The organism is Methylococcus sp. S1M (assembly GCF_051295855.1).
Classification (GTDB): Bacteria; Pseudomonadota; Gammaproteobacteria; order Methylococcales; family Methylococcaceae; genus Methylococcus; species Methylococcus capsulatus.
The window spans coordinates 221,647-243,613 of sequence record NZ_JBPDXO010000005.1 but is presented as its reverse complement, the minus strand read 5'-3'; the positions used below and the strand labels follow the sequence as shown (position 1 = coordinate 243,613).

General features: G+C 66.5%; 11 protein-coding genes. 3 read left to right on the top strand and 8 right to left on the bottom strand.

What is annotated here, in order from left to right; genetic code table 11:
• From rbbA to ACSHWJ_RS11055, 3 genes are read right to left on the bottom strand one after another with little or no spacing between them, the layout of a single operon-like run.
• Complete coding sequence (rbbA, locus tag ACSHWJ_RS11065; protein ID WP_432539799.1) at positions 1 to 2,724, bottom strand: ribosome-associated ATPase/putative transporter RbbA; 2,724 nt, start codon at positions 2,722 to 2,724, stop codon at positions 1 to 3.
• Positions 2,721 to 3,686, bottom strand: a complete 966-nt coding sequence (locus ACSHWJ_RS11060; protein ID WP_218797301.1) for an HlyD family secretion protein — start codon at positions 3,684 to 3,686, stop codon at positions 2,721 to 2,723. Before ACSHWJ_RS11060 ends, rbbA begins: the two co-directional genes overlap by 4 nt.
• Positions 3,687 to 3,731: 45 nt before the next feature.
• Entirely contained in the window at positions 3,732 to 6,917 is a 3,186-nt protein-coding gene (locus ACSHWJ_RS11055) for a discoidin domain-containing protein (RefSeq protein ID WP_218797300.1), read from the bottom strand.
• A gap of 159 nt (positions 6,918 to 7,076) precedes the next feature.
• Here ACSHWJ_RS11055 and ACSHWJ_RS11050 point away from each other — a divergent pair, with 159 nt between their 5' ends.
• Positions 7,077 to 7,517 carry a putative lipoprotein gene (locus ACSHWJ_RS11050; protein WP_026597561.1) on the top strand — a complete coding sequence of 147 codons (441 nt, stop codon included), beginning with the start codon at positions 7,077 to 7,079 and terminating at the stop codon, positions 7,515 to 7,517.
• Here the strand turns inward: ACSHWJ_RS11050 and ACSHWJ_RS11045 are convergent.
• Complete coding sequence (locus ACSHWJ_RS11045; RefSeq protein WP_187148249.1) at positions 7,508 to 7,672, bottom strand: hypothetical protein; 165 nt, start codon at positions 7,670 to 7,672, stop codon at positions 7,508 to 7,510. The two genes, ACSHWJ_RS11050 and ACSHWJ_RS11045, sit on opposite strands and share 10 nt — an antisense overlap.
• Positions 7,673 to 7,681: 9 nt before the next feature.
• On the opposite strand from ACSHWJ_RS11045, the gene ACSHWJ_RS11040 reads away from it, so the two are divergent.
• Positions 7,682 to 9,295, top strand: a complete 1,614-nt coding sequence (locus ACSHWJ_RS11040; protein ID WP_432539798.1) for a hypothetical protein — start codon at positions 7,682 to 7,684, stop codon at positions 9,293 to 9,295.
• Positions 9,296 to 9,347: 52 nt separating this feature from the next.
• Here ACSHWJ_RS11040 and ACSHWJ_RS11035 read toward each other — a convergent pair whose 3' ends face one another.
• From ACSHWJ_RS11035 to ACSHWJ_RS11025, 3 genes are all read right to left on the bottom strand, one after another.
• Positions 9,348 to 12,134: a BPTD_3080 family restriction endonuclease gene (locus ACSHWJ_RS11035; RefSeq protein ID WP_432539797.1), complete on the bottom strand. Its 2,787-nt coding sequence runs from the start codon at positions 12,132 to 12,134 to the stop codon at positions 9,348 to 9,350.
• Complete coding sequence (locus ACSHWJ_RS11030; protein WP_432539796.1) at positions 12,134 to 16,678, bottom strand: DUF559 domain-containing protein; 4,545 nt, start codon at positions 16,676 to 16,678, stop codon at positions 12,134 to 12,136. Before ACSHWJ_RS11030 ends, ACSHWJ_RS11035 begins: the two co-directional genes overlap by 1 nt.
• A gap of 94 nt (positions 16,679 to 16,772) precedes the next feature.
• A complete protein-coding gene (locus tag ACSHWJ_RS11025; RefSeq protein WP_432539795.1) occupies positions 16,773 to 17,621 on the bottom strand; it encodes a TrmH family RNA methyltransferase in 849 nt (282 codons plus the stop codon).
• A gap of 6 nt (positions 17,622 to 17,627) precedes the next feature.
• On the opposite strand from ACSHWJ_RS11025, the gene ACSHWJ_RS11020 reads away from it, so the two are divergent.
• On the top strand, positions 17,628 to 18,224 hold the full coding sequence (locus ACSHWJ_RS11020) for a pseudouridine synthase (protein WP_432539794.1): 597 nt from the start codon (positions 17,628 to 17,630) through the stop codon (positions 18,222 to 18,224).
• Here the strand turns inward: ACSHWJ_RS11020 and ACSHWJ_RS11015 are convergent.
• On the bottom strand, positions 18,187 to 21,960 hold the full coding sequence (locus tag ACSHWJ_RS11015; RefSeq protein WP_432539793.1) for a sensor domain-containing protein: 3,774 nt from the start codon (positions 21,958 to 21,960) through the stop codon (positions 18,187 to 18,189). The two genes, ACSHWJ_RS11020 and ACSHWJ_RS11015, sit on opposite strands and share 38 nt — an antisense overlap.
• Positions 21,961 to 21,967: the final 7 nt, after the last annotated feature.

Genomic DNA, 21,967 nt, shown 5'->3' with positions numbered 1-21,967 from the left:
TCAACGTCCCCGGCTGGGGAGCAGCGCGAGGCTGAGCCCCAGATAGCCCAGCACGAAGGCCAGCAGCACGACGTGGTTGGGGTAGAGTTCGGGGAAGCCCAAGGCCTTGGTGAACACTCCGACGCTGATGGACAAGAACCAGGAAGTCGGAAACCCGTAGCCCATCACGGCCGCCGCGCCGGTCTGGGAGGCCACCGGCGCCAGGAATCCTGAAAAATTGATGGCGGGCACGATGGACAGCAGGAACGCGGCGAACAGGGCGGCGATCTGCGAGCGCGTGAACGCCGAAATCAGCAGTCCCCAGCCGGTGGTTCCGGCGACGGCCAGCATGGCCCCCAGCAACAGAGCCGACAGGTCCCCCTTCACCGGTACGCCGAACAACCACAGAGCCAGCGCAATCAAGGACAAGGCGTTGACGAGGCCCACCACGACGTAGGGAAGCTGCTTGCCCAGCAGGAACTCCAGACGGGTCGAGGGCGTGGCATACAGATTCGTGATCGAACCGATCTCTTTTTCCCGCACCACGCTGACCGCCGTGAGAATCGGCGGAATCACCGCCAGCATCACCGCGATCACGCCCGGTACCAGGGCGTAGACGCTCTTCAGATCCGGATTGTAGCGGAAACGGGTTTCCACCCGCAGCGGCGGGGCCGCTGCGCGAGCCGGGCTTTCATCCATCATGTCGCTGCGGAAACGGGCGTGCACGGCCTCCACATAGCCTTGCACCGTGTTGGCGCGGAACGGGATGCTGCCGTCGATGCGGACGCCCACCTCGACCGGACGCCCGGCCTTGAGGTCGCGCCCGAAACCCGGCGGAATCTCCACGGCGAAGTTGAGCTGGCCCCTCGCCATCCGTCTCGAGATATCGTCGTCGTCTTGCAGCGGGGCCTGCTCCTCGAAATAGCGCGAATGGGCGAAGTGCTCCAGATATCGGCGGCTTTCCGGCGTCCGGTCGTAGTCGAGGACCGCGTAGGGCAGATGCTCGACGTCCAGCGAAATCCCGTAGCCCATGACCACCATCAGCAGCATCGGCCCGAGCAGCGCGAAGGCGAGGCGGATCGGATCGCGCGCCAGTTCCATGGTTTCGCGCCAGACGTATGCGTTGAAGCGGCGGGGACTGAACCAGGGGCTGGCGGCGGGCGCCGGTCCGGCAACTTCCGGAGCGAGGGAAGGAACCACCGCGGCGACACCGGCCGTGGGAGCGCTCTCCCGCTCCAGGCAAGCGATGAAGGCGTCCTCCAGCGAGGGCGCCCCCGCCTCCCGCACCAGCTCGGCGGGCGCGCCCTGGGCGAGCACCCGTCCCGCGTGCATCAGCGAGATGCGGTCGCAGCGCGCCGCCTCGTTCATGAAATGGGTCGAGATGAAGATCGTCACGCCTTTCTCGCGCGACAGCTCCACCAGTAGCTCCCAGAAACGATCGCGGGCGACCGGATCGACGCCCGAAGTCGGCTCGTCCAGGATCAGCAGCTCGGGATCGTGGACCAGCGCCACTGCCAGTGACAGACGCTGGCGGATACCCAGCGGCAGCGATTCGGCCAGAGCATCGAGGTGCCCGGCCAGATGCATGCGGGCCGCCAGCTCTGCGATCCGGGCTTCGAGCGCGGAAGGCGCCAGTCCGAAGATATGGGCATGCAGTTCCAGGTTCTGCCTGACCGTCAGCTCGGTGTAGAGCGAAAATCCCTGCGACATGAAGCCGATGCGGCGGCGCATCGCCGCATTCCCCGACGCCACCGGCTGGCCGAACAGCGAGGCCGAGCCGGCGCTGGCCGGCAGGAGTCCGGCGAGCATCTTCATGGTCGTGGTCTTGCCGCAGCCGTTGGAGCCGAGGAAACCGAAGATTTCGCCGCGCTCGATCCGGAAGCTCACGCCGTCCACGGCCAGGAAATCGCCAAAGCGGCGGGTGAGCCCGACGGCCTCGATCGCCGCCTCGCCCCGGCCGTTCCGGCGCGGCGGGATCACGAGCGCCTCATGCCCCCGCCTTTTTTCCGGCGGCAGCAGGGCCACGTAGGCCGACTCCATATCGGCAGTGCCGGTGCGATCCAGCAGTTCCGCCGCGGTCCCGCTCGCCAGAACGCGGCCGGCGTCCATGGCAACCAGACGGTCGAAGCGCGCGGCCTCCTCCATGTAGGCGGTGGCGACCAGGACGGTCATGCCGGGCCGCTCCTGCCTCAGCGTATCGATCAGCTCCCAGAACTGCCGACGCGACAGCGGATCGACACCGGTGGTCGGCTCATCGAGGATCAACAGCTCCGGCTCATGCAGCAAGGCGCAGCAGAGGCCGAGCTTCTGCCTCATCCCGCCGGAAAGCTTGCCTGCCGGGCGATCCCGGAACGGCGCCAGTCCAACGGCCGCCAGCAGGCGCTCGATCCGCCGGCGCCGCTCCTTTCCGCCAAACCCGAACAGCCGGCCGAAAAACTCGGCGTTCTCCCACACCGAGAGCGTCGCATACAGGTTGTGCCCCAGACCCTGCGGCATGTAGGCGATACGGTGGCGCAAGCGCCGATGCGCCTTGGGATCGGCGATGTCCGCTCCGAACACTTCGATACGCCCGGCCTGCAGCGCCCGGACGCCGGCGATCAAACCCAGCAGGGTCGATTTCCCCACCCCGTCCGGACCGACGAAGCCGGTCAGTCCGCCGGCGGACAATTCCAGCGAGATACCCGCGAGCGCTTCGACCTTGCCATAACGGTGGCGGCACTCCTCGACCCGGATGATGGCGCTCATCGGTGCAAGGGCGGCCAGGACGCCTCCGGCGAAAGCTTGACGTACGCCACGCCGGGCATGCCGGGCTTGACGAGGCCGCGGTGGGCGCGCAGGAATTCCGGATCGACCTGGGCCTTCAGGCGGAACATCAGCTTCTGCCGCTCACTCGAAGTCTCCACCTGCTTGGGCGTGAACTGGGCCTTGGGCGAGACGAACACCAGGCGCGCCGGCAGCGGCAGATCCGGCAGGGCGTCCAGCACGATGCGCGCCTCGCCGCCGATCGCCGCTTGCCCGGCTTCGGCTTCGCCGAGGTAGAGAACCATATAGACATCGTTCAGATCGATGAGGGTCAGCGCCTTGCCGCCCCGGGGGAGCACCTCGCCCGGCTCCGACAGTTTGTACAAGACCCTGGCCTCCCTGGGGGCCAGGAGCACGCTCTCTTTGATCACCGATTCGATCCGTCGCTTTTCGGCGGCGACGGCGTCGATCCCGGCTTCCGCCTCGCCGATCCGCGACTGGGCCGCATCGAGCCGGGCCACGGCGTTGCTCAGCTCGGTGCGGTCGCGATCCAGCTTCTCGGCCGAAACCGCCGCCTGCTCGACCAGTCGGGACGAGCGCCTGAAGATGTTCCGCGCCAGTTCCAGATCGTGCCGGGCTACCCGCAGCATCTGCCCGGCATAATCGAGCGATTCCCGCGCCCGCTTGAGCTCCGCGTCGATGTTCTGCAGTTGCGCTTGTTCCTCGCTGGTATCGATGCGAAGCAGCGGCTGCCCCGGAACGACGTCGTCGCCCTCGTACACCAGCACCTCGGTGATACGGCCGCCGTATTTGGCGCCCACGTCGATCTCCGTGGCCTCCAGTCGGCCATTGCCACGGGCGATGCCGGGCGGCAATTCACGGGCGTGGCGGTCGCGCCAAACGCCAAGACCCACGGCGCCAACGACCACGAACACTGCAGCCAGGGCGATTACGGCTTTGCTCACGCGGAACTGTCCGATGTCAATGATCAGTGACCGACTGACGCTGGTTCAATACCGGATCTCGACCTCCGCCGGCACGCCTTCGATCCTCAGCTCGGCGCCCGTGAAACCGGAAACCGCGGTGCCGTTCACCTTCGCCGCCTGGATCGGCCTGGCCACCGGCGGCCGTATCCGGATGCCGCCGGGCGGCACGGCCAGGCGTCCGTCGATGTGCAGCTTCAAAGTCTCGGCGCCTTCAGTCCGCAGACCGTAATCGAGCAGGCCATGGACGGTAGGCAGGCGGCGGACCCCGACTTCGGCGCTGGCCGCATTGTATAGCCATTCCGCGGGAATTCCCGCGGCGAGCACCAGCGAATCTTCGGCATCGTCCTCATAGGCGAAACAGCTCCGCAGCGAGCGGATGAATTCCGCGCCGATCCAGGAATGCGGCATGTCGCCGATGAACCGCGGCGCCTCGGGGTTGCGCCACACCACTTCGGCCCACTGGCGCCAGGCCTGGGGCCGCTGGTCGCGCAGCAGGGAACGCAGGACCTCCCATGCGTCGTCACGCCGCCCCAGCCGCACCAGAGCCTCGACGAGGCGCACCTCGTACGGCGTATAGCCGTCGTCGCCGTTGCCGTCGCGGCGCTTGCGGAAGTGCGCGAGATAATCGTCGAAGGTCTTGGCCAGCGCGGCCTGCGGCAACCTTCCGGCCTCGCCCGCGATCGACACCATGATGGCGACGGCGTTGGGGTCGATGTCACCCAGGTCGGCCGAGGCCGGGATGTAGTCGATGTGCTTACGCGCCATGGTGGCTTGCAGCGCGGCATGAAGGTGGCCGCCGAACTCCGCCGCCATGTGGCTCCAGCTTCCCGCGTGGGCGTGATCGCCCAGGACCTTCGCGAGCATCACCGCATCGCGGATGCCGCGCAGAGTCCAAAAGTCGTCCCAGAACGCATGTACCGGCTGCGAGGCATAGCCTTCGTGGCTGATCGAGGCCGGCATCAGACCGTAGAAGGCCCGGCCCTCGCCGCTCCGGTAGGCCTCGGTCATCCGCTGGTGCCGCAGCGCGTCGACGTGGCCCATGGCTGCGACGATGTGGGGCCACAGCGCCCGCACGAACTCGAGGTCGCGGGTATGACGGTAGTACTCGGCCACGGTGTAGACGAACTCGCCGTGGCTGTCGTTCTCCGGCACACTGTCCGGGCCGCGGCTGTCGATACAGCAGGGAATGGCGCCGTCCGCGCTCTGGAACCGCGCGTACCATTCGAGGAAGCGCTTCACTTCCTCGCCGCGTCCCAGCATGAGCAGGGCCAAGGACATCGATGCGCCGTCGCGGATCCAGCTGCGGGCATAGGTGCGGGAACCCGGCTGCAAGGCCGGACCGTCGCGGTTCACCAGGATGTAGGCCAGATTGGCCCGGAGGCTCTGCACCAGGTCCCGTTCGGATTCCGGCAGCAGAAAATCGGGCCCGGCCAGCGCCTGCCGCCAGTAGCCGACCGCCTCCCGCCACAATCGGGCTCCCAGGGTCTCGCCTTCGGCCTTCAGCGCCGTTTCGACGGCCAAGGACGAACCCTTCTTGCGCTCGGGAACGGCGATGAAGATCTCCCGTGCCGCACCCGGCGCCAGCTCCAGATCGAACCTCCAGGCTCCCGATGCATACCCGGCGGAATCGGAAGCCACGGTGCGCGGCGGCAGCCGGGATTCACTCAGAAAATCGGTGATGTCGCCCTGGTCGAAACCGGCGGCGCCGAAGCCGTCGGGCGGATTCATCGCTACCAGCGCGTCGGCGCCGTCCACTTCGAGTACGCGGCCGGAAGCCTCGATCCGATGGATCGGACTCACCCCGCCCTTCATGTTGAGCGACTGCCAGGGCGGATTGACCTGGAACGGACGTACGGCCAGGAACAACCTGAGCCGGCGCGCCGTCACGGCGCGGTTTGCCACCCGGTAGCGGGCGAGCGACAGCGGAGCGTCGCCGAGCTTACCGGCGAACCCCGTCACCTCCAGGCTCAGGTCCCCATAATCGCGTTCCACGGTCGGCAGAGGCAGATCCCCCTGTTCCAGCGATTGCGAGAGCCGCCCCTCGTTCCAGCCCAGCAAGCGGCCGTCCGCATACAGGAACGGCTCCACCGTGAAGCCGCCGCGTTCCGTCTCCAGCGCCCCATCCATCCCCAAGAGCCCCTTGCGGTGGCCGCCGTTGGCGCCAACCAGCGTCCAGTACGTCTGCTCGCCTCGGAAATAGCGCGGATAAGCGCCGCGCGCCTCATTGCGGGCGATGTGCTCGAACAAGCGGTTGGGGGAAGCGGCGAAATCGGGCGGCTTCACCGTCAGCTCGCGGAGCGCGTAGCCCTTGCCGCAGGCGCTCTTGCGCAGTTCCAACCGGAGGTAGCGGGATTCGATCTCCGGCAGCGGCAGGTAGTCGCGCCGGCCGTTGCCATCCGCCACCCGGTAGACGCCGCGCCAACGCCGGCCGTCGTCCGAAACCTCCACGGCATAGTCCCGCGCGTGGCACTCCCCCTCCCAGTCGAGGACAAGCCCGCCGTATTCGCGGCGCTGGCCGAAATCGAGCCGTAGCCACTGGCGCGCAGGTCTGGATGCGCTACGCCAGACGGTCTGCGTCTGCCCATCCAGCGCATTCTCCGCGCCGTCCTCGCCGCTGGCGGAGGATGCCGACACCTTGGGTTGCCCCCGGTAGTCCACCACCGCATCGCGCCGCTCGAAGCGGAGATCGTCCAGCCACAGCGTACCCTTGCCGCCGGCCGCCGCGGTCAGCGCGAACTCGATGCCGCCCAGAGCCAGCAACGGTGCACCGCCCGAAGGCCCCCAGGCGAAGTCGATGGCGGACTTGCGGATCGCCTGGAGCTGCCAGCCTGCGGGCAACCCCTTGGCCTCGCGCCGGTGCCACCAGACGTTCTGCGCGCCGGGATCCAGCAGCTTGAACTCCAGGGTGTTGGCCGGCCCCGCGCCCTTGGCGCGGAAACTGAACGCGTAGTTTTCCGGCAAGGGAAGCTCGAAATGCTTGCGCAGGATGACGTAACCGGCACCGCCGGCGAACTCGAAGTCCAGCCTGAGGCCCCTGCCCTCGAACCCACCGTCCTGCTTCAGTTCGAAGCGCGTGCCGGGCGAACCTTCCGCCGTCCAGCCGGACAGGGTCTCGAAATCGTCCAGCACCTCGGTCCCGCCACCCGCGGCCAACCCCCACCACAACACCAGTCCCCAGGACCAGGCGGGACTGCGAAATGCTTCAATCATCCGATCTCCAAGACTGCAATGAATTCCTCGAGTGCGACCCCACGCTCCATGCGGTCGATTGGGCATGAGCGAGGCCATGGAATATGATTGAATCACATCACGCGAGCACAAAGCTCCTCGTCTCCCCCAATCGACCAACTCACCCAACCCGGTCAGTCCATGTCTCTCAAAACCAAAGCATTGCTCTTACCCGCAGTCGGCCTGGCCCTGCAAGGCTGCTCGTTCTCGTACAGCTCGGAAAGCTCGGTCAAGACTTCCGCCAGTCCCTTCACCTCGTCGGCTTCGATGTCCGAATCCAGCTCGTCGAGTTCGAAGTCGTCGCAGAACAGGAAGGCGCATTACGAGAAAAGCGTCACCGAATACACCACCGAATTCGCCCGATCCGGCAGCAACGACACCGTGGCGTTCTATGCCCGGATCAGCCAGCTGGCACAGGAATATGGCATCACCGGCTGGGACGGCGACAAGGGCACCTATGTCGCCATCGGCAAGGGACTGGCCGGCGCCAGACTGGGCCAGCCACAGTACGAGGCGCTGCGCCGGCTACTCGCGAATGCCGATCCGACCCGTATGCAGTACATCGACGAGGGTTACCACTGATCCGGCTCGCCGTTTTCGCGCTGCTGGTCCTGCCGGCGACGCTGCGCGCCGCGGAGGCCCATTCCGCCCGGATCGACTATCTTTATCTCGACGCCAACGAGGGCCAGGCGGCGGGAGGCCATGCGGCGCTGCGGTTCGGCGACGATGTCTACCATTTCGAATACGTGGAGGGCGGCCTGATCCGGGCCGCCCTCCAGGCGTTCGAACCGTTCCGCCGGCTTTACACCGAAACCGAGAACCGCACTCTCCACATCAGCCGGATCGCGGTGACGCCGGTCGTCTACACGGCCCTGCGTGAGCGCTTCGAGAGCCTTCTGCGCCGGCAGAACGCCCAGTTCGAAGTGCCAGCGGCGCTCCACCGTGACGCCGAACTCCTGGCGCTGCTGGCACGCCCCGCCCCACAGCCGGGTCTGCCGGTGAAAGGACTCGGCCTGTTCGAGCCGGCCGGGACGGACCGTCCCGAAGACCCGGCGCTGGCCGGTCTGCGTACCCGCGCCCTCGCCCGATACGGGGCCGACGGCCTTCGGACGCGCATGGCGTCGGTCCGTCAGGCCATCTCGGCGCTACGCCCGGGCCCGCCGGACGACCCGCTGCCTAGCGACGCCAACCACTCCCCGCCCTGGCGCTACCGTTTCGCCGACCGCTACCACGACTTCCACGCGTTGCTGGAAGCCTATCGGCTGCTGGAACGCGCCGCCCCGCTCCGGCGCGACGCCTGCCACGCGCCGGCCGGCCGCGAATTCGCGCTCAGAGCGGACGAGACAGAGACGCTGCGGAACTTCGCCGGCAAACTGGAAGATTGGGTGCTGGCGGCGCTGGACCGACCCCGTCCCGACCAGGGCCCCGGCCTCCTCGTCGCCTTCGCCCGCCTGGAGGCCCTGGGCAAGACCCTGCGCTATGGCCGGCTGGTGTTCCTGGACACGCTGAGCGAACCGGAACCGGCCGTGCTCCCCTGGAGCAGCGCCCCGCCGGTCTTTACCACGGCGGATGCCGACTTCCGCCTGGCCAGGCGGGAGCTGACCGGTGGCCGAGAGCTCGACGAAGTCGGCTACAGTCTGCTGGAAAACGCGGCGAACCGCCGGCTCGAGGCCCGCCGGGCGCTGGCGGGCAAGGCGCCGTTCCGCCTGCGCATCCCTCCCGGACTCATGCCCGCGCGTCCCGGAACCCCCACGGAAATCGTCCGCCCCGCCTTGGCCGCGGAGGCCATGCAGGATGCCGCGGCGGCCTTCCTGGCGGCCGAGAGCGCCCAGCGGGAACGGCTGGCCCAGATCTACCGCTATCACCTGGTCGAGCGGAACTGTGTCACCGAGCTGTTCCGAACCCTGAACGACGGCCTGGCCGGACTGAACGAGAGCGACACCCGGGCACTGGGCGGACACATCGAGCCGACGGCGGCCGACGCCATTCCCTTCGTCTCGGCACAAAGCGTCGAACGCCGCTACCGCATCACGGAATCCCTCGAACTCGCCTCGCGCCGCAAGCTTTTCCTCGAAAGCCTCGACGCCGAAGCCTACCTCGCCGAACTCAGCCCCCTGAGCTCCGCGATCTACCGTCACAACGACGAGGACTCGCTGTTCCTGTTCTTCACCGACGACGCAACGTGGCCGCGTCCCCTGTTCGGCGCCGCCAATCTGGCCGTCGGCGCCGCCGAAGCCCTGGCCGGTATCCCGACCCTCCCCTTCGACGCCGGCCGCACCCTCCACCGCGGCCTCCGCGGCATGCTGGTCAGCCTGCCGGAGCTGGCGTTCTTCAATATCCGTAAGGGCACGTTCCGCTGAGTCCGGGGCCGAACCCGGCCCGCCGACTGCCGTTTCGTTCGACGCGCCGCCCTCATCCCGCATGCAAGAGGAGCGTGTCCCGCATCCGCGCCGGCTCGAATACGACGGAGAAGCACCACCGGCCGAAACCACCCTGTTCGTTCACTGCTTTCACCCAGATCTCCATCGCGGCCCGTTTGGCGCGGTTCCGTTCGCTGTCCCGGCCTTTCACTTCCAGCACCAGGGTCTTGCCGTTGCTCAGGCGTATCAGGTAGTCCGGCACGAAGTTGCGTGAAGAGCCGCGGTAGAGATAGCGCACCTTGAAATCCAGGTGGTCGTTCTTGGCCCAGGCCAGCACGGCCGGTTCCGTCTCGCACAAATCCGCCACGGCTTTTTCCCACACGCTGTCATACGCCACGTGGCTGATCTGCGATTTCCTGGTGGGAGCGCAAGGCCTGGTGGTGTACCAGGTACGCATGAAGGCGGTGGAGCCGATCGGATTTTCCTGGTCGAAGCAGGCCGCCAATTTTTCCGTGTTCTGTACCTGCACGAACCGGCTCACGTGGCCGACGACGGTGTCCATGTTCATGGCCAGCAACAGGCGGCGCCACAAGGGGTCTCGATGCCACAGACTGGGAATACGCAGCCTGTCGCCGACCAGGAATTGCTCGACCAGCCGGATCAACTGCACGGCCAGGTATTGCTTGTCCGCCGCGAAGACGTCCGCGCTTTGCAGATAGAGCTTTCGGGCGGCTCGGAAGACGAGATTCTGCAGGCGGAACTCCGCCGCGGCCTTTTCCAAATCGATCTCGCTCACCTTGGAAAGATCGGCCTGCCCCGCCAGCGCCGGGGCGATTTCCGCGTGGATGGGCGTCTGCATCGGGTCCAGCGTGAGGGGTGTCACGGCCTCCCAGTCCATGACCAGTGTGGGCCGCAGCACCGTATCCACCCGCAGCACGTTGGGCCAGCGGATTTCCAGCGGCTGACGGCCGGGCACCACTTCCACCTGTATGCTGGGCTTGGGCGGTGGCGGCGGTTCGCCGCCTTCGCCCACGTCCTGGAAAATGGAAAGCGGCACGCCGAACACGTTCACATATTCCGGCAGGAACAGCCCGTCCTCGTCCCGCTCGTAGGCGACGCGCCGCAGACCCCGGCCGATCACCTGCTCGCACAGCAACTGGCTGGTGAAGGCACGGAGCCCCATGATGTGGGTGACGTTGGCGGCATCCCAGCCCTCGGAAAGCATCGCCACGGAAATGACGTTCTGCAGCCGCTGCCCGGGCTTGCCGCGTTTACCGACGGTATCGACGAGGGCGCGCAACTGCTCTTCCTGTTTGGCGTTGAGCAAATCGTCGCGTTCGTCGTCCGGCAGTCCCGCCGCCCGAATGATCGCCTCCAGCCGCTCGGCATAGTCCTTGTCGCGGGTGACGGATTCGCCCCGTTCGGCTTTCTCCAGCACTTTGGAATCCACCCGCAAGGTCCGGTCCGGCGCCCGGGTTTCGCCGATCGGACAGTCGCCCCCGTTGAAAAAGCGTTCGATGCGCGCGGCGGTCTCGGTGCGATTGCATACCGTCAGCAGGACCGGCGGCGTGTCATGCCCGGCCTCCCGCCATCGCCGGGCCGTTTCCCGCCAGTCGTGGGCCAGCAGGGCATAGGCCTTCTGCACCAGGTCCGGCAGCGGCTCGTGCGGCCCGGCCTTGCGGTTCAGGTCTTCCTTCACCTCGGCTTCGTCATAAAGGTGATAGAGCTTGGACTTATAGCTCTGGGCATTGGCCAGCGCGTCGTCGCGCACCACCACGCGCGGCGTCTTCACCAGCCCGGCTTCGATGGCGTCGTTCAGGCCGAAGTCGGAAACGATCCAGTCGAACAGGCCTTTTTCCGTGGATTTCTTGCCGGTGGGCGCGAAGGGCGTGGCGGAAAGGTCGAAGCAGCGGCGGATGCGGCGGGTCCCGTGGATGCGGTCCAGCCCTTCGATCCAGCGGGTGGCCTCGTCCAGGTCGATGCCCAGCTCCTCCGCCTCCTTCTTGCTCACCTTGAGCTCGGCGCGCTGCCGATAGGCGTGGTGGGCTTCGTCGTTGATGACCACGATGTCCCTGTAACCGGCCAGTTTGCCCAGCACCCGCCGGGTGAAGGCTTCGTCGCTCTCCGCGCCCTTTTTCACCACCGAGCGGTCCGGCTCCTTGAGCGGCATCAGCGTGTGCCAGTTCTCCACCCGCAGCGCGGCCTGGTTGATCTTCTGGCGCATGGCCTCGTTGGGGCACAGGCGGAATTCGTCGTACACGTTCTTCCCGTGCCCCGGATGGAGCACCTGCAGGCGCTCCTTCACCGTCAGGCCCGGGGCCACCACGAAGATCGCCGCCGAAAACTCCTTCCGCTTGGGGTAGGTGAGCGCATTCGACACCTGCCAGGTGATGATCAACCCCATCAGCGGGGTCTTGCCGGTACCCGTCGCCATCTTGTTGCAGACGCGCTCCCACGGCCCGCCGTCGCCGGGCAAGTAAATGCCCTGCTTGAATTCCTGCGGCCCCTCGACCCACCAGATCAGCGTTTCGATGGCTTCCAGTTGACAGAAATAGAACGGCAATGGCCGCGCCTCGCGGTCATGCCAATGCTCCAGCAAGCGACGGGTGACGCTGGTGATGCCGGGAAAGCCCGCATCCCGCCAGTCGTCCACGCGCTCGCGGATGCGGTTGACCAGCTCCAGCTCCTCCACCCGGCGGGTGTGGGTGCGCGTGTCGAACATCTCGTACCCGGCCTTGCGGCGGCCTTCGACGATCTGGAGCACGCGGCCGTGGGCGTCTTGCTCCCAGTGCCGGGTGGGCCGGGCGTAGGGGGAATTGATGATGAGTGACTTGGGCATCAATCCAGGGCCATGACTTTCAATGACTCGATCCCCCGGTCATCCACGATCTTGACCGCTATGCAACGGTTCTCGCCCGCCTCGAACGGCAGCGACACCGTGCCATGGAACTGCTCCAGCAGGTCTTCGTCCAGTTCGGCGCGGATGTCCTTTTTCAGCTTGTACCAGCCATCCTTGGCGCCGGCCATGGGGAAGAACACCTGCCTGGGGAACAGGGAGCGGTTGTCGTAGTCGGTGTCCAACAGCCATAGGGCGATCTGTTTCTTGCCGCCGGATTTCAGCTCACCGGTGACCGTGTCGAAGTAGTCGAAGCCGTGGACTTCGACCTGATACCAGTCGCTTCCTCTCCCTCCGGGAGAGGGCTGGGGTGAGGGAATCCTGCGCACCTCCACGTCCGGCTGGCCCATCAGCCAGAAGGATTCGTTGCTGGCGCGGGCCTTCTTCAAATCCTCCGTGAGCAGGTCGGTGTTCATCTGCACCTTGAGGGCGGTGATGCCCTTGATGTTGTCGATGTCCTTGGCCGCTTCCGGATCGAAGGTGAAGGCGCAGAACACCAGCATCTTGGGCAGGGGGAACAGTTCGCCCGCCTCGCGCATGGCGATTTCCACCTGGCGCTGCTCCAGCGCTGCGTGTTCCGGGCCGAAGCTCACGGCGACGCGATCAAAGCCCCTCTCCCGCAAGCGGGAGAGGGGTTGGGGTGAGGGAAAGGATTCCTCCGCCACCGTGCCCACCGCATGGATGTAGCGCGCCCCCGGCAGCGGTTCCAGGTCGGCCAGCTTGAGGATTTGCCCGCCCTTGCCGCGGATGCCGGTTTTCAGCAGCTCGTCGCGCCAGCGGGCCTGCCGGGAGGTTTCGCCGGAGCGGGCCACCGCCGTGTCGGCCACAAATCCGACGTCCCTCTCTCCCTGGAAGAGGGGTTGGGGTGAGGGCTCCAGTGCCAGCACCGTGGGAAAGGGCACCGCCTCCACGGTGAAGGGGCCGGTGATCCGCAGCTTGGTTTTGGACACCAGCGGCTGGTCGTAGAGGGTTTCCTGGTCGGCGTGAGCGGCGATGGACGCGTCCATCTGCCGCTGCATGGCCTGGCGCGCGGCGTGGAAAGCGTCGAAAGGCGCGCGGGCGGATGCCGGCCAACCGGGGGGAAAGTCGAAAGGAACCTCCCACTCCTTGAGCCCCTCTCCCGTAGGCGGGAGAGGGGTTGGGGCGAGGGAATCGCCTGTGGCGGGTGGATTGGAAACACCCTCATCCCAGACCCTTCTCCCGCCCGCGGGAGAAGGGCTTTCATTTTCCCCTCTGCCGCCCCCGGGAGAGGGGCTTTCGTTTTCCCCTCCGCCGCCCGCGGGAGAGGGGCTTTCGTTTTCCCCTCCGCCGCCCGCGGGAGAAGGGTTTTCGTTTTCCCCTCCGCCGCCCGCGGGAGAAGGGTTTTCGTTTTCCCCTCCGCTGCCCGCGGGAGAAGGGTTTTCGTTTTCCCCTCCGCTGCCCGCGGGAGAAGGGTTTTCGTTTTCCCCTCTCCCGCTGGCGGGAGAGGGGCTAGGGGTGAGGGTATCGTTCCTGGCGACATGCTCCCAAATCACCTGCAACACCGCTTCCGTCTCGTCCAACACCTGATGGTTCCAGAACCGCAGAACCGTCAGCCCTTGGCTTTGCAAAAACGCGGTGCGCCGTTCGTCGTAAGTTTTCTGCTCCGCGTGCTGGCCACCGTCGAGTTCGACCACCAACCCATGCTCGTCGCAATAAAAGTCCGCGATGTACTCGCCGATGGGGTGTTGCCGCCGGAATTTGGCGTTGGCCAGCCGGCGGTTGCGCAGCAACCGCCACATGAGGTTTTCCGCGTCCGTGGCGGTCCTGCGCATGGCGCGGGCGTGGCGCTTCAGGTCTTCGGGCAGCCTGGCGGGCGGGTGGGGGATGTAGTCCCATTCGGCGCCCTCACCCCCGGCCCCTCTCCCGCCCGCGGGAGAGGGGAGCGAGGTGCTCTCATTCCAGACCTTCCTTCCTGCCGTTTCGGTTACGGCGCTCGCTACGGCTCGCCCACCCGCGGGAGAAGGGCTCTCACTCCCCTCTCCCCGAGACGCGAGCGATGCCTTCGCCGTTCTCCCCTCCCCCGCAGACGGGGGTGTTGTTCTCCACTCTCCCGCAGACGGGGGTGTTGTTCTCCACTCTCCCGTAGGCGGGGGTGTTGTTCTCCACTCTCCCGTAGGCGGGAGTGCTGTCTCCCCCTCTCCCGTAGACGGGGGCGCTGTTCCCCCCTCTGCCGCGGACGGGAGAGAGTCCTTTGCTGTTTTCCCCTCTCCCGCGGGCGGGAGAGGGGCCGGGGGTGAGGGTGACTGGAGCGCCGCATTCAGCTCCGCCAGCGCCCGTTCGATGGCCGGGTGCATGCGCTCGTAGATTTCGTCGATCTCCGGGTTGTTGGCGATGGACTTCAGCGTCACATGGGGCACGGTCTTGTAGATGAAGCCGCCCTTCAGGCCCTCGTGGGGGTATTTCAGCTCGTAGTAGTCGTAGCTGGCGGTCAGCAGGCGCTGCTTGGCCAGGGTGACGGCGACGCGGGAAGTGTCGCAGGTGATCCAGCGCCGGCCCCATTTCTCGGCGACGAAGGCGGTGGTGCCGGAACCGCAGGTGGGGTCCAGCACGAGGTCGCCGGGGTCGGTGGTCATCAGGAGACAGCGTTCGATGACTTTGGTGTTTGTCTCAACGACATATCGTTTGTCGGATGAAAAGCCAGCAACCCCTGTGTCTGACCAGCTATTTGTAATTGGGAATACAGGAAAATCATGGAAGTACCGAACATACCTCAGGGTATTTCCCGCAGCAGATAATCGTCGGGCGCGACTTAAACGCCGCATTCCATCTTCATTGGTTTTCCATCGACCTTTGACGCTAGGAAGAAATTTGTAGCCGTCAAGCAAGACAGGGAACCAGCACGCAGCTCCTTCGCCCTTTTGCCGGCCTTCGCTTTGGCTGGTGAGATTATCAATGGCATACACACGCGCATCGGCTGGAATAGATGAAGGGTTACTCTGCTCGTTAACCGTAAAACCTCGTCTTGCCAAATTCGATGTCTCCACCTTATTGTAAGCTTGAGCGCCAAGGCCGCCCAATTCTTTCTCGATATAAAGTGCGTTGTATTTGGTTTTCTCAGAGTTCTTACCATACCAAACCAAGTAATCTGTGGTGCCGGGCAAGAACGTATTTGTTGCTCCAGTAGTCTTGGCGAACGTAATCAAAGATATGAAGTGGTTCTCCCCAAATATCTCATCCATCACCTCCCGCACATGGTGCAGATTCTCATCCGAAATCTGCACGAACACGCTGCCCGATTCGCTCAACAATTCCCTCGCCAGCAGCAGCCGGTCGCGCAGATAGGTCAGATAGGAATGGATGCCCAGCTCCCAGGTGTCGCGGAAGGCCTTGATCATTTCCGGTTCCTGGGTCAGATCCTCGTCCCTGCGGTCCTTCACGTCGCGCTTGTTGACGAAGGGCTGGAAGTTGGAGCCGTATTTGATGCCGTAGGGCGGGTCGATGTAGATCATCTGCACCTGGCCGGCCATGCTCTCCTTCTGGATGAGCGAGTTCATCACCAGCAGGGAGTCGCCGGCGATGAGGCGGTTGGCCCAGTCGCGCTCGTGCTTGTAGAAGGCGATGGCTTCGCGCAGCGGCAGGTTTTCGAAGGGGGCGGAGAAGAGGTCGGGTTGGAAGGCGGCCCTCACCCCTGCCCCTCTCCCGCCCGCGGGAGAGGGGTGGGATATGGTCCCTGTCGCCGCGGGAGAGGGGGTGTGAAGCCCTTCTCCCGCAGGCGGGAGAAGGGTTTGGGATGAGGGCGCCCTGCCGCCGCTAGAGGCGTTCTTTGGCTGCTTTTGCACGGCGGCAATTATGGTCGCCGGGTCGATGCGTTCGTGCACGTGGAGGGACACGGTGTCCACCTCGAAACTGGTGCGCTCGGCCTTGCCGGTCCAGTTGAGATAGGGCGCCTGCATGCGCTTGAGCTGCTGCAAGGCTTGGCGCATGTGGTCCGGGTCGCCGGAGGCGAGGGCGTCGTCGATGAGGTTTTCCACCCGGGCGCGGGCGCTGTCGAACTGGAGCGCAGGGTCGATGTGCGGGTCGTAGGCCCAGCAGGTCTCCTCCTCCACGCCGTCGCTGGCGGCGTCCACCATGCCGACGTGGGGGTTGTTCCTGCGCTTGTCGCCATGGCGGTAGCTGAGAACCTGGATCGCGTCGCCGGGTCTGGCGCGCGGAACCGGGCCGGCTTGCGGCGCGCCGCGGGGCGCGGCCTTCGGCGGCGCGACCTGCACTTGAACGTTCAGCAACGGCTCGTCGCCCTCGTGATCCGCCGGCACGGCACGCATGACCGAGCCGCCCCGGCCGCGTCCGCTCGCCAACAAGCCTTCCGCGATCAGGGCATCGCGCACCCGGCGGAAGTCCTCCTCGGACACCTCGCCGTCCAGCGATTGCGCCAGCCGCTCCAGCAGGGCCTGGTCGCCGATGCTGGCGCCGTTCGCGGGAACGTGGCGAAGAATCAGTTCGCGCAGAGTGGAGTCGATTTCTGTCATGGAGCGGGTCCTTGTCGTCCGGCCGATGGAAACGAAGCGGTTCCTGAAACCTCGATCTCGACATAGGGTAACGGAATCTCGGCAACCCGTGCCCCTAGCGTTCCGTTTGCCGGAGGAGCAGCGAATACGTCAGGATCGCCGCGGTGGCCGAGACGTTCAGAGACTGGATCTGCCCGCCGCCCGGAATGGTGACGACGGTTTCGCAGGCGGCGAGGGTCGGCGGCGGCAAGCCGTTTTCCTCGTTGCCCAGCACCAGCAGAATGGGACGGCGGTCCCGCGGCACGGCTTCCGGGGGAATGCCTCTGGCATGCAGGGCGGTACCGACGACATGGAAATGGGGGCGCAAGCTTCGCAGCGCTTGCGCCGCGCCGGTGAGGCGACGGACGTCCAGGAACTCCAGCCCGCCTTCGGCCACCCGGTAGGCCGCGTCGGACAGGCCGGCTTGGGCCGGATGGTCCGACAGGACCAGATGACCCAGGCCGAAGAAGGCCAAGGTCCGGGCGATGGCGCCGAGGTTGTGGGGATTGCCCACGCCATCGAGCAGGACCGTGGCGGCGCCTGCTTTCGCCCAGCGCTGCGCGGTCTCGAGGGTGAGGTCCGGCACCTCGCGCGGCCTGACCGCGGCGACGATGCCGCCGTGCAGGACGGTGCCGGCGACCCGCGCCATTTCCTCCGGCGGCAGCAGGCGGTACGGCCGGCGCAGCCGCGCCAGCACGGCGCAGAAGGGGCCGGCCGCCGTTTTCATCGAGTCGTCGTAGTAGAGCCGCACCACCCGTTCGGGCTCACGCCGGAACACCGCGGCCACGGCGGACAGTCCGGCGATCTTGCCGAGCTTCTCTTCCGCCGCGCCGGAGTGGGCCGGCCGCGCCGCCCGTACCGCGGGCCCGGCTCCGCGTTTCCCGGGGGCGCCGCCCGCCCGGGGCGGCCTGGTTTTCCGTATCATCTGGTCATGTCCCGCATCATTATCTTCAACAAGCCTTACGGCGTTCTGACCCAGTTCACCGACCGTGAACACGGCCGGGCGACGCTGGCCGACTTCATTCCCATCCCCTGGGTCCGTCCCGCCGGCCGCCTGGACCGCGATTCCGAGGGGCTCATCGTCCTCACCGACGACGGCCGCCTGCAGGCCCGGATCGCCGATCCCCGCCACAAGATGGCGAAGACCTATCGGGTCCAGGTCGAAGGGCTGCCCGACGAAGCGGCGCTGAACCGGCTGCGACGGGGGGTGCGGCTGAACGACGGTCTCACCCTTCCGGCCGAGGCGAACATCATCCCCGAACCGGCCTGGCTGTGGCCGCGCGATCCGCCGGTCCGTTTCCGCGCCACCATTCCCACCACCTGGCTGGAACTGGTCATCCGCGAGGGCCGCAACCGGCAGGTGCGGCGCATGACGGCGGCGGTGGGCTTCCCGACGCTGCGCCTGATCCGCTGGGCCATCGGCGCCTGGACGCTGGAAGGCCTGGCGCCGGGGGAATGGCGGGAGCTGCCGCCCCTCGCCGGGAAGGGACTCAGGCGCGGCGCTGACGTTCGGCGACGAAGCGGATGAAGTCGTCCTTGGGCAGCGGCCGGGCGAAGTAGTTGCCCTGGAACCGGTGGCAGCCGTAACGCTCCAGGATCTCGACCTGGGTCCGGGTTTCCACGCCTTCGGCAATGACGTCGAGTCCCAGATGGCGCGCCATGCTGACGATGGTCTCGACGATGGCCGCGTCACTGCTGTCCTGCTCCAGATCGCGGACGAACGCCGAGGCGATCTTGAGGTCGTCCAGCGGCAGATGTTTCAGATAGGCCAGGGAGGAATAGCCCGTTCCGAAATCGTCGATGGAAAAACTCACGCCGAGGTTCTTCAGGCGCCCGATCTGCGCGACGGCGAGCTCGGTATGGTTCAGCAGCACACCTTCCGTCAGTTCGAGGCAAAGGTCCGTCGGCGAAACGCCGTTCTCCAGGCAGAACTGCTCCAACTGGGTCATCAGGTCGCTGCGCATGAACTGGCGCGGACTGACGTTCACGGAAAGCTTCGGCAGGGCCAAGCCCTGCGCCCGAATCTCGGCCAGACAGGCGCAGGCCCGCCTCAGCACGATAGCCCCCACCCGCAGTATCATGCCGTTCTGCTCGCAGACCGGTATGAACTGATCGGGGGAGATCGCACCGCGTTCGGGATGGAACCAGCGGATCAGGGCTTCGGCACCCACCACCCGCCCGTCACCGAGCATCTGCGGCTGGTAGTAGACCTCGAACTCGTCGTTGGCCAGCGCCTTCCGCAAGGCCTTTTCCAGCTCCAGCCGGCCGCGGACGACGGCCTCCATCGCGCTCTCGTAGAAACGGACGCCGTCGCGCCCCTCGTTCTTTGCCACGTACATGGCCGTGTCCGCCTGTTTGAGCACATCCTCGGCGGTGTTCGCGCCGTCGGGAAACAGCGCGATGCCGATGCTCACGGAGATATAGTGCACGTAATCGTCGAGCTGAAACGGCGCCGAGAGCAGCTCGCGCACCCGCCGCGCATGGACGATCGCCTGGCCCGCCGCAACCGAGGCGCTGGGCTTGACCGGCGCGAGCAGGACGACGAATTCGTCCCCCCCGAGGCGGGCCGCCGCTTCCTCGTCCTCCAGGCAGTTTTTCAGGCGCTCGGCCACCTGGACCAGCAGGCGGTCGCCCATGTGGTGGCCCAGCGAGTCGTTCAGGGTCTTGAAATAGTCCAGGTCCATGAACAGCAGCGCGCCGTAGGTTCCCTCGCGCCGCGCCGCTTTCATCTGCTGCGTGAGCCGCTCGAAGATCAGACTCCGGTTCGGCAGGCCGGTCAGGGAATCGTAATAGGCGAGCTGGCGGATCTTTTCTTCCGTGCGCTTGAGTTCGGAAATGTCCGAGGAAATCGCGACGTAGTGCGTGATGTCCCCGTTGGCCGACCGAACCGCGGTGATGGTCTTGCGCTCGGGATAGACCTCGCCGTTCTTCCGCCGGTTCCAGATCTCGCCCTGCCAGCGCCCCGTCTGTTCGAGGCTGCGCCAGACCTCCCGGTAGAACTCCGCGCCATGCAGGCCCGACTTGAACAGCCGGGGATTCCGGCCGACCACGTCCTCCTGCCGGTAGCCCGTGATCCGGCTGAACGCCGCGTTGACCCTCAGAATCCTGCCGTCGGCACCGGCGATCAGAATGGCTTCGTCGGTCTCGAAGGTCGTCGCCGCCAGCCGCAGCTCGGCCTCGACCGCCTCGCGCCGGGTGATGTCGTCCACCAGCGAGGCCACGCCGATCAACTTGCCGTCCGGCGTCGTCAGCGGGGTGTTGTACCATTCGCAACGTATCGTGCGACCGTCCGCCGTCACATTGGCGGTGACGACACGGTTGCCGGACCCTCCCGATACCTCCCGCCAGATCGCTTCCGCCTGCTCCAGTACGTCCTCCGGAAACAGTATGCCGGCGGAACGGCCGATCATCCGGTCCGCACCGTAGCCGAAGATTCTTTCCGCCGCCGGATTCCAGCGGCTGACGATGAAATCCAGGTCCCACTCGATCACCGCCAGCGGCAGGTGTTCGACGTGCAGGCGCAGCCTTTCCTCGGATTGCCGCAGCGCCCGTTCGGCTTCCCAGCGTTCGGTGACGTCCTGCAGGGTACCCTGCAGCACCGGCCCCGAATCTCCCCGCCGTCCCTGGAGTTCGACCTTGAAGTTCACCTGCCGCACCGCGCCGTCCGCCCGCCTCACACACAGCGGCCGTTCCACCCCGAGCAGATCGTCGCGTCCGCCCCGCAGCGCGGCCTCGATGAGCTCACGGTCTTCCGGGGCAAACAGGGCGGCGAACTCCCGATACCGATGGGGAACCTCACCGTCGGAGGGAAGCCCGAAAATCCGGTAGGTTTCCTCCGACCAAGTCATGCGGTCCGTCGCCGGGTCATAGACCCAGCTCCCCACGCGGGCGAGACGCTGAGCCTCCGCCAGCCGGCGCCGCTCGGCCTTGGCGATCCGTGAAGACAGCCACAGGCGCTGACGGCTCACCTCGAAGCCGAGCGTGCCCATGGCGATCAGCAGGGCGATGGCGATGGCGACCACGCGGTAAGCCGCGACCCGGTCCCGCCTCACCGCCGCGTCGATCTCCAGGCCCAGAGCGGCGAAAATCTCCCCGGTCTCCGTGTCCCGCACCGGCGCGAAAGCGGAAACCGTGTCCTTGCCATCCCCATGGGCCAGACCGAGCACCCGTGACCGGCCGCTGGTAAACACGCCGGCCACGGCTTCCGCATGCTCCGTGTTCGGCCACCCCCGCCCTTCGACGCCATTCCGGGGTGGCTCGATGTCGCCCGCGCTGGAGCCGATGGCGCGCATCGCCCCCCCTTCCGCCGGAATCAGGAGGTAAAGGCCCTTGAGTTTGGGGTCCGCGGCATCGATGCGCAGGAGCTGGCTGATGAGCCAATGCTCCTCCCGTTCCCGAACCTCCGTGGCCCCCGTACGGACCTGACGAATCCACTCCGGGTTGATCGACGCCGCCACGGTTTCGGCCTGGATCGACAACTCGCGGCGGACGCTCCGGTCGGCCGCATGCCCGAAAAGCTCGGTCAATACGAATGCAGCCCCCAGCACGACCGACGCGACCAGGACCAGCCTGACACCGAATCCCAGACCGGAACTGAGTTCCTCCGCGGGGACCGGAAGCTCGCCCGAGCGCCGGTAATGAAGCCAGATTCCCGCCCCCATGGCCAACGCACAGAGAGCGCGCAGCAGCGGCGCGGTCAGGGTGGCCGGAGGAAAACGGGACGTGCCCGACCCGGCAACCCCCAGGCTCACGGCGAAGACGGCCATCGCCAGGGCCGCCGCGACGAGGGCGACGTCGTACCGTCCTCGCGCGGTCCGCGCCGCCCGAACGAACGCCCCGACCGCCGCCAGCGCGCCCGGGAGCCCCAGGGCGTCATACAACACGCCGCTCGAGCCGCCACCTGCACTCGGGGACAGCAGCCCCACCGCTACGAACACGAGCGCCTGGACCAGATAAACCCCCCGCACGGGCAGCCGGACACCCTGGCTGACCAGCCCCTGGACGCCGAAATGGAACAGGCAGAGGAAGGAAATCGTCAAAACCGCCAACCGCGCCCAGGCGAAGACCGGATGATCCCCCAGCGAGGCGGCGAACAGGTCCAGCCATTCGTCGGCGCCATGAGCGATACCGAACATCCCCAGCCACAGCCAGGGTAGGCGCTGGCGGCTTCGGTCGTGGATCGCCCCGCAGACGGCAGCGAGCAGAATGAACGACAGGCCGTCGAAGAAGTAGATCAGATCCGGCTGTCCGTACGGCAGGACCATGGCCATC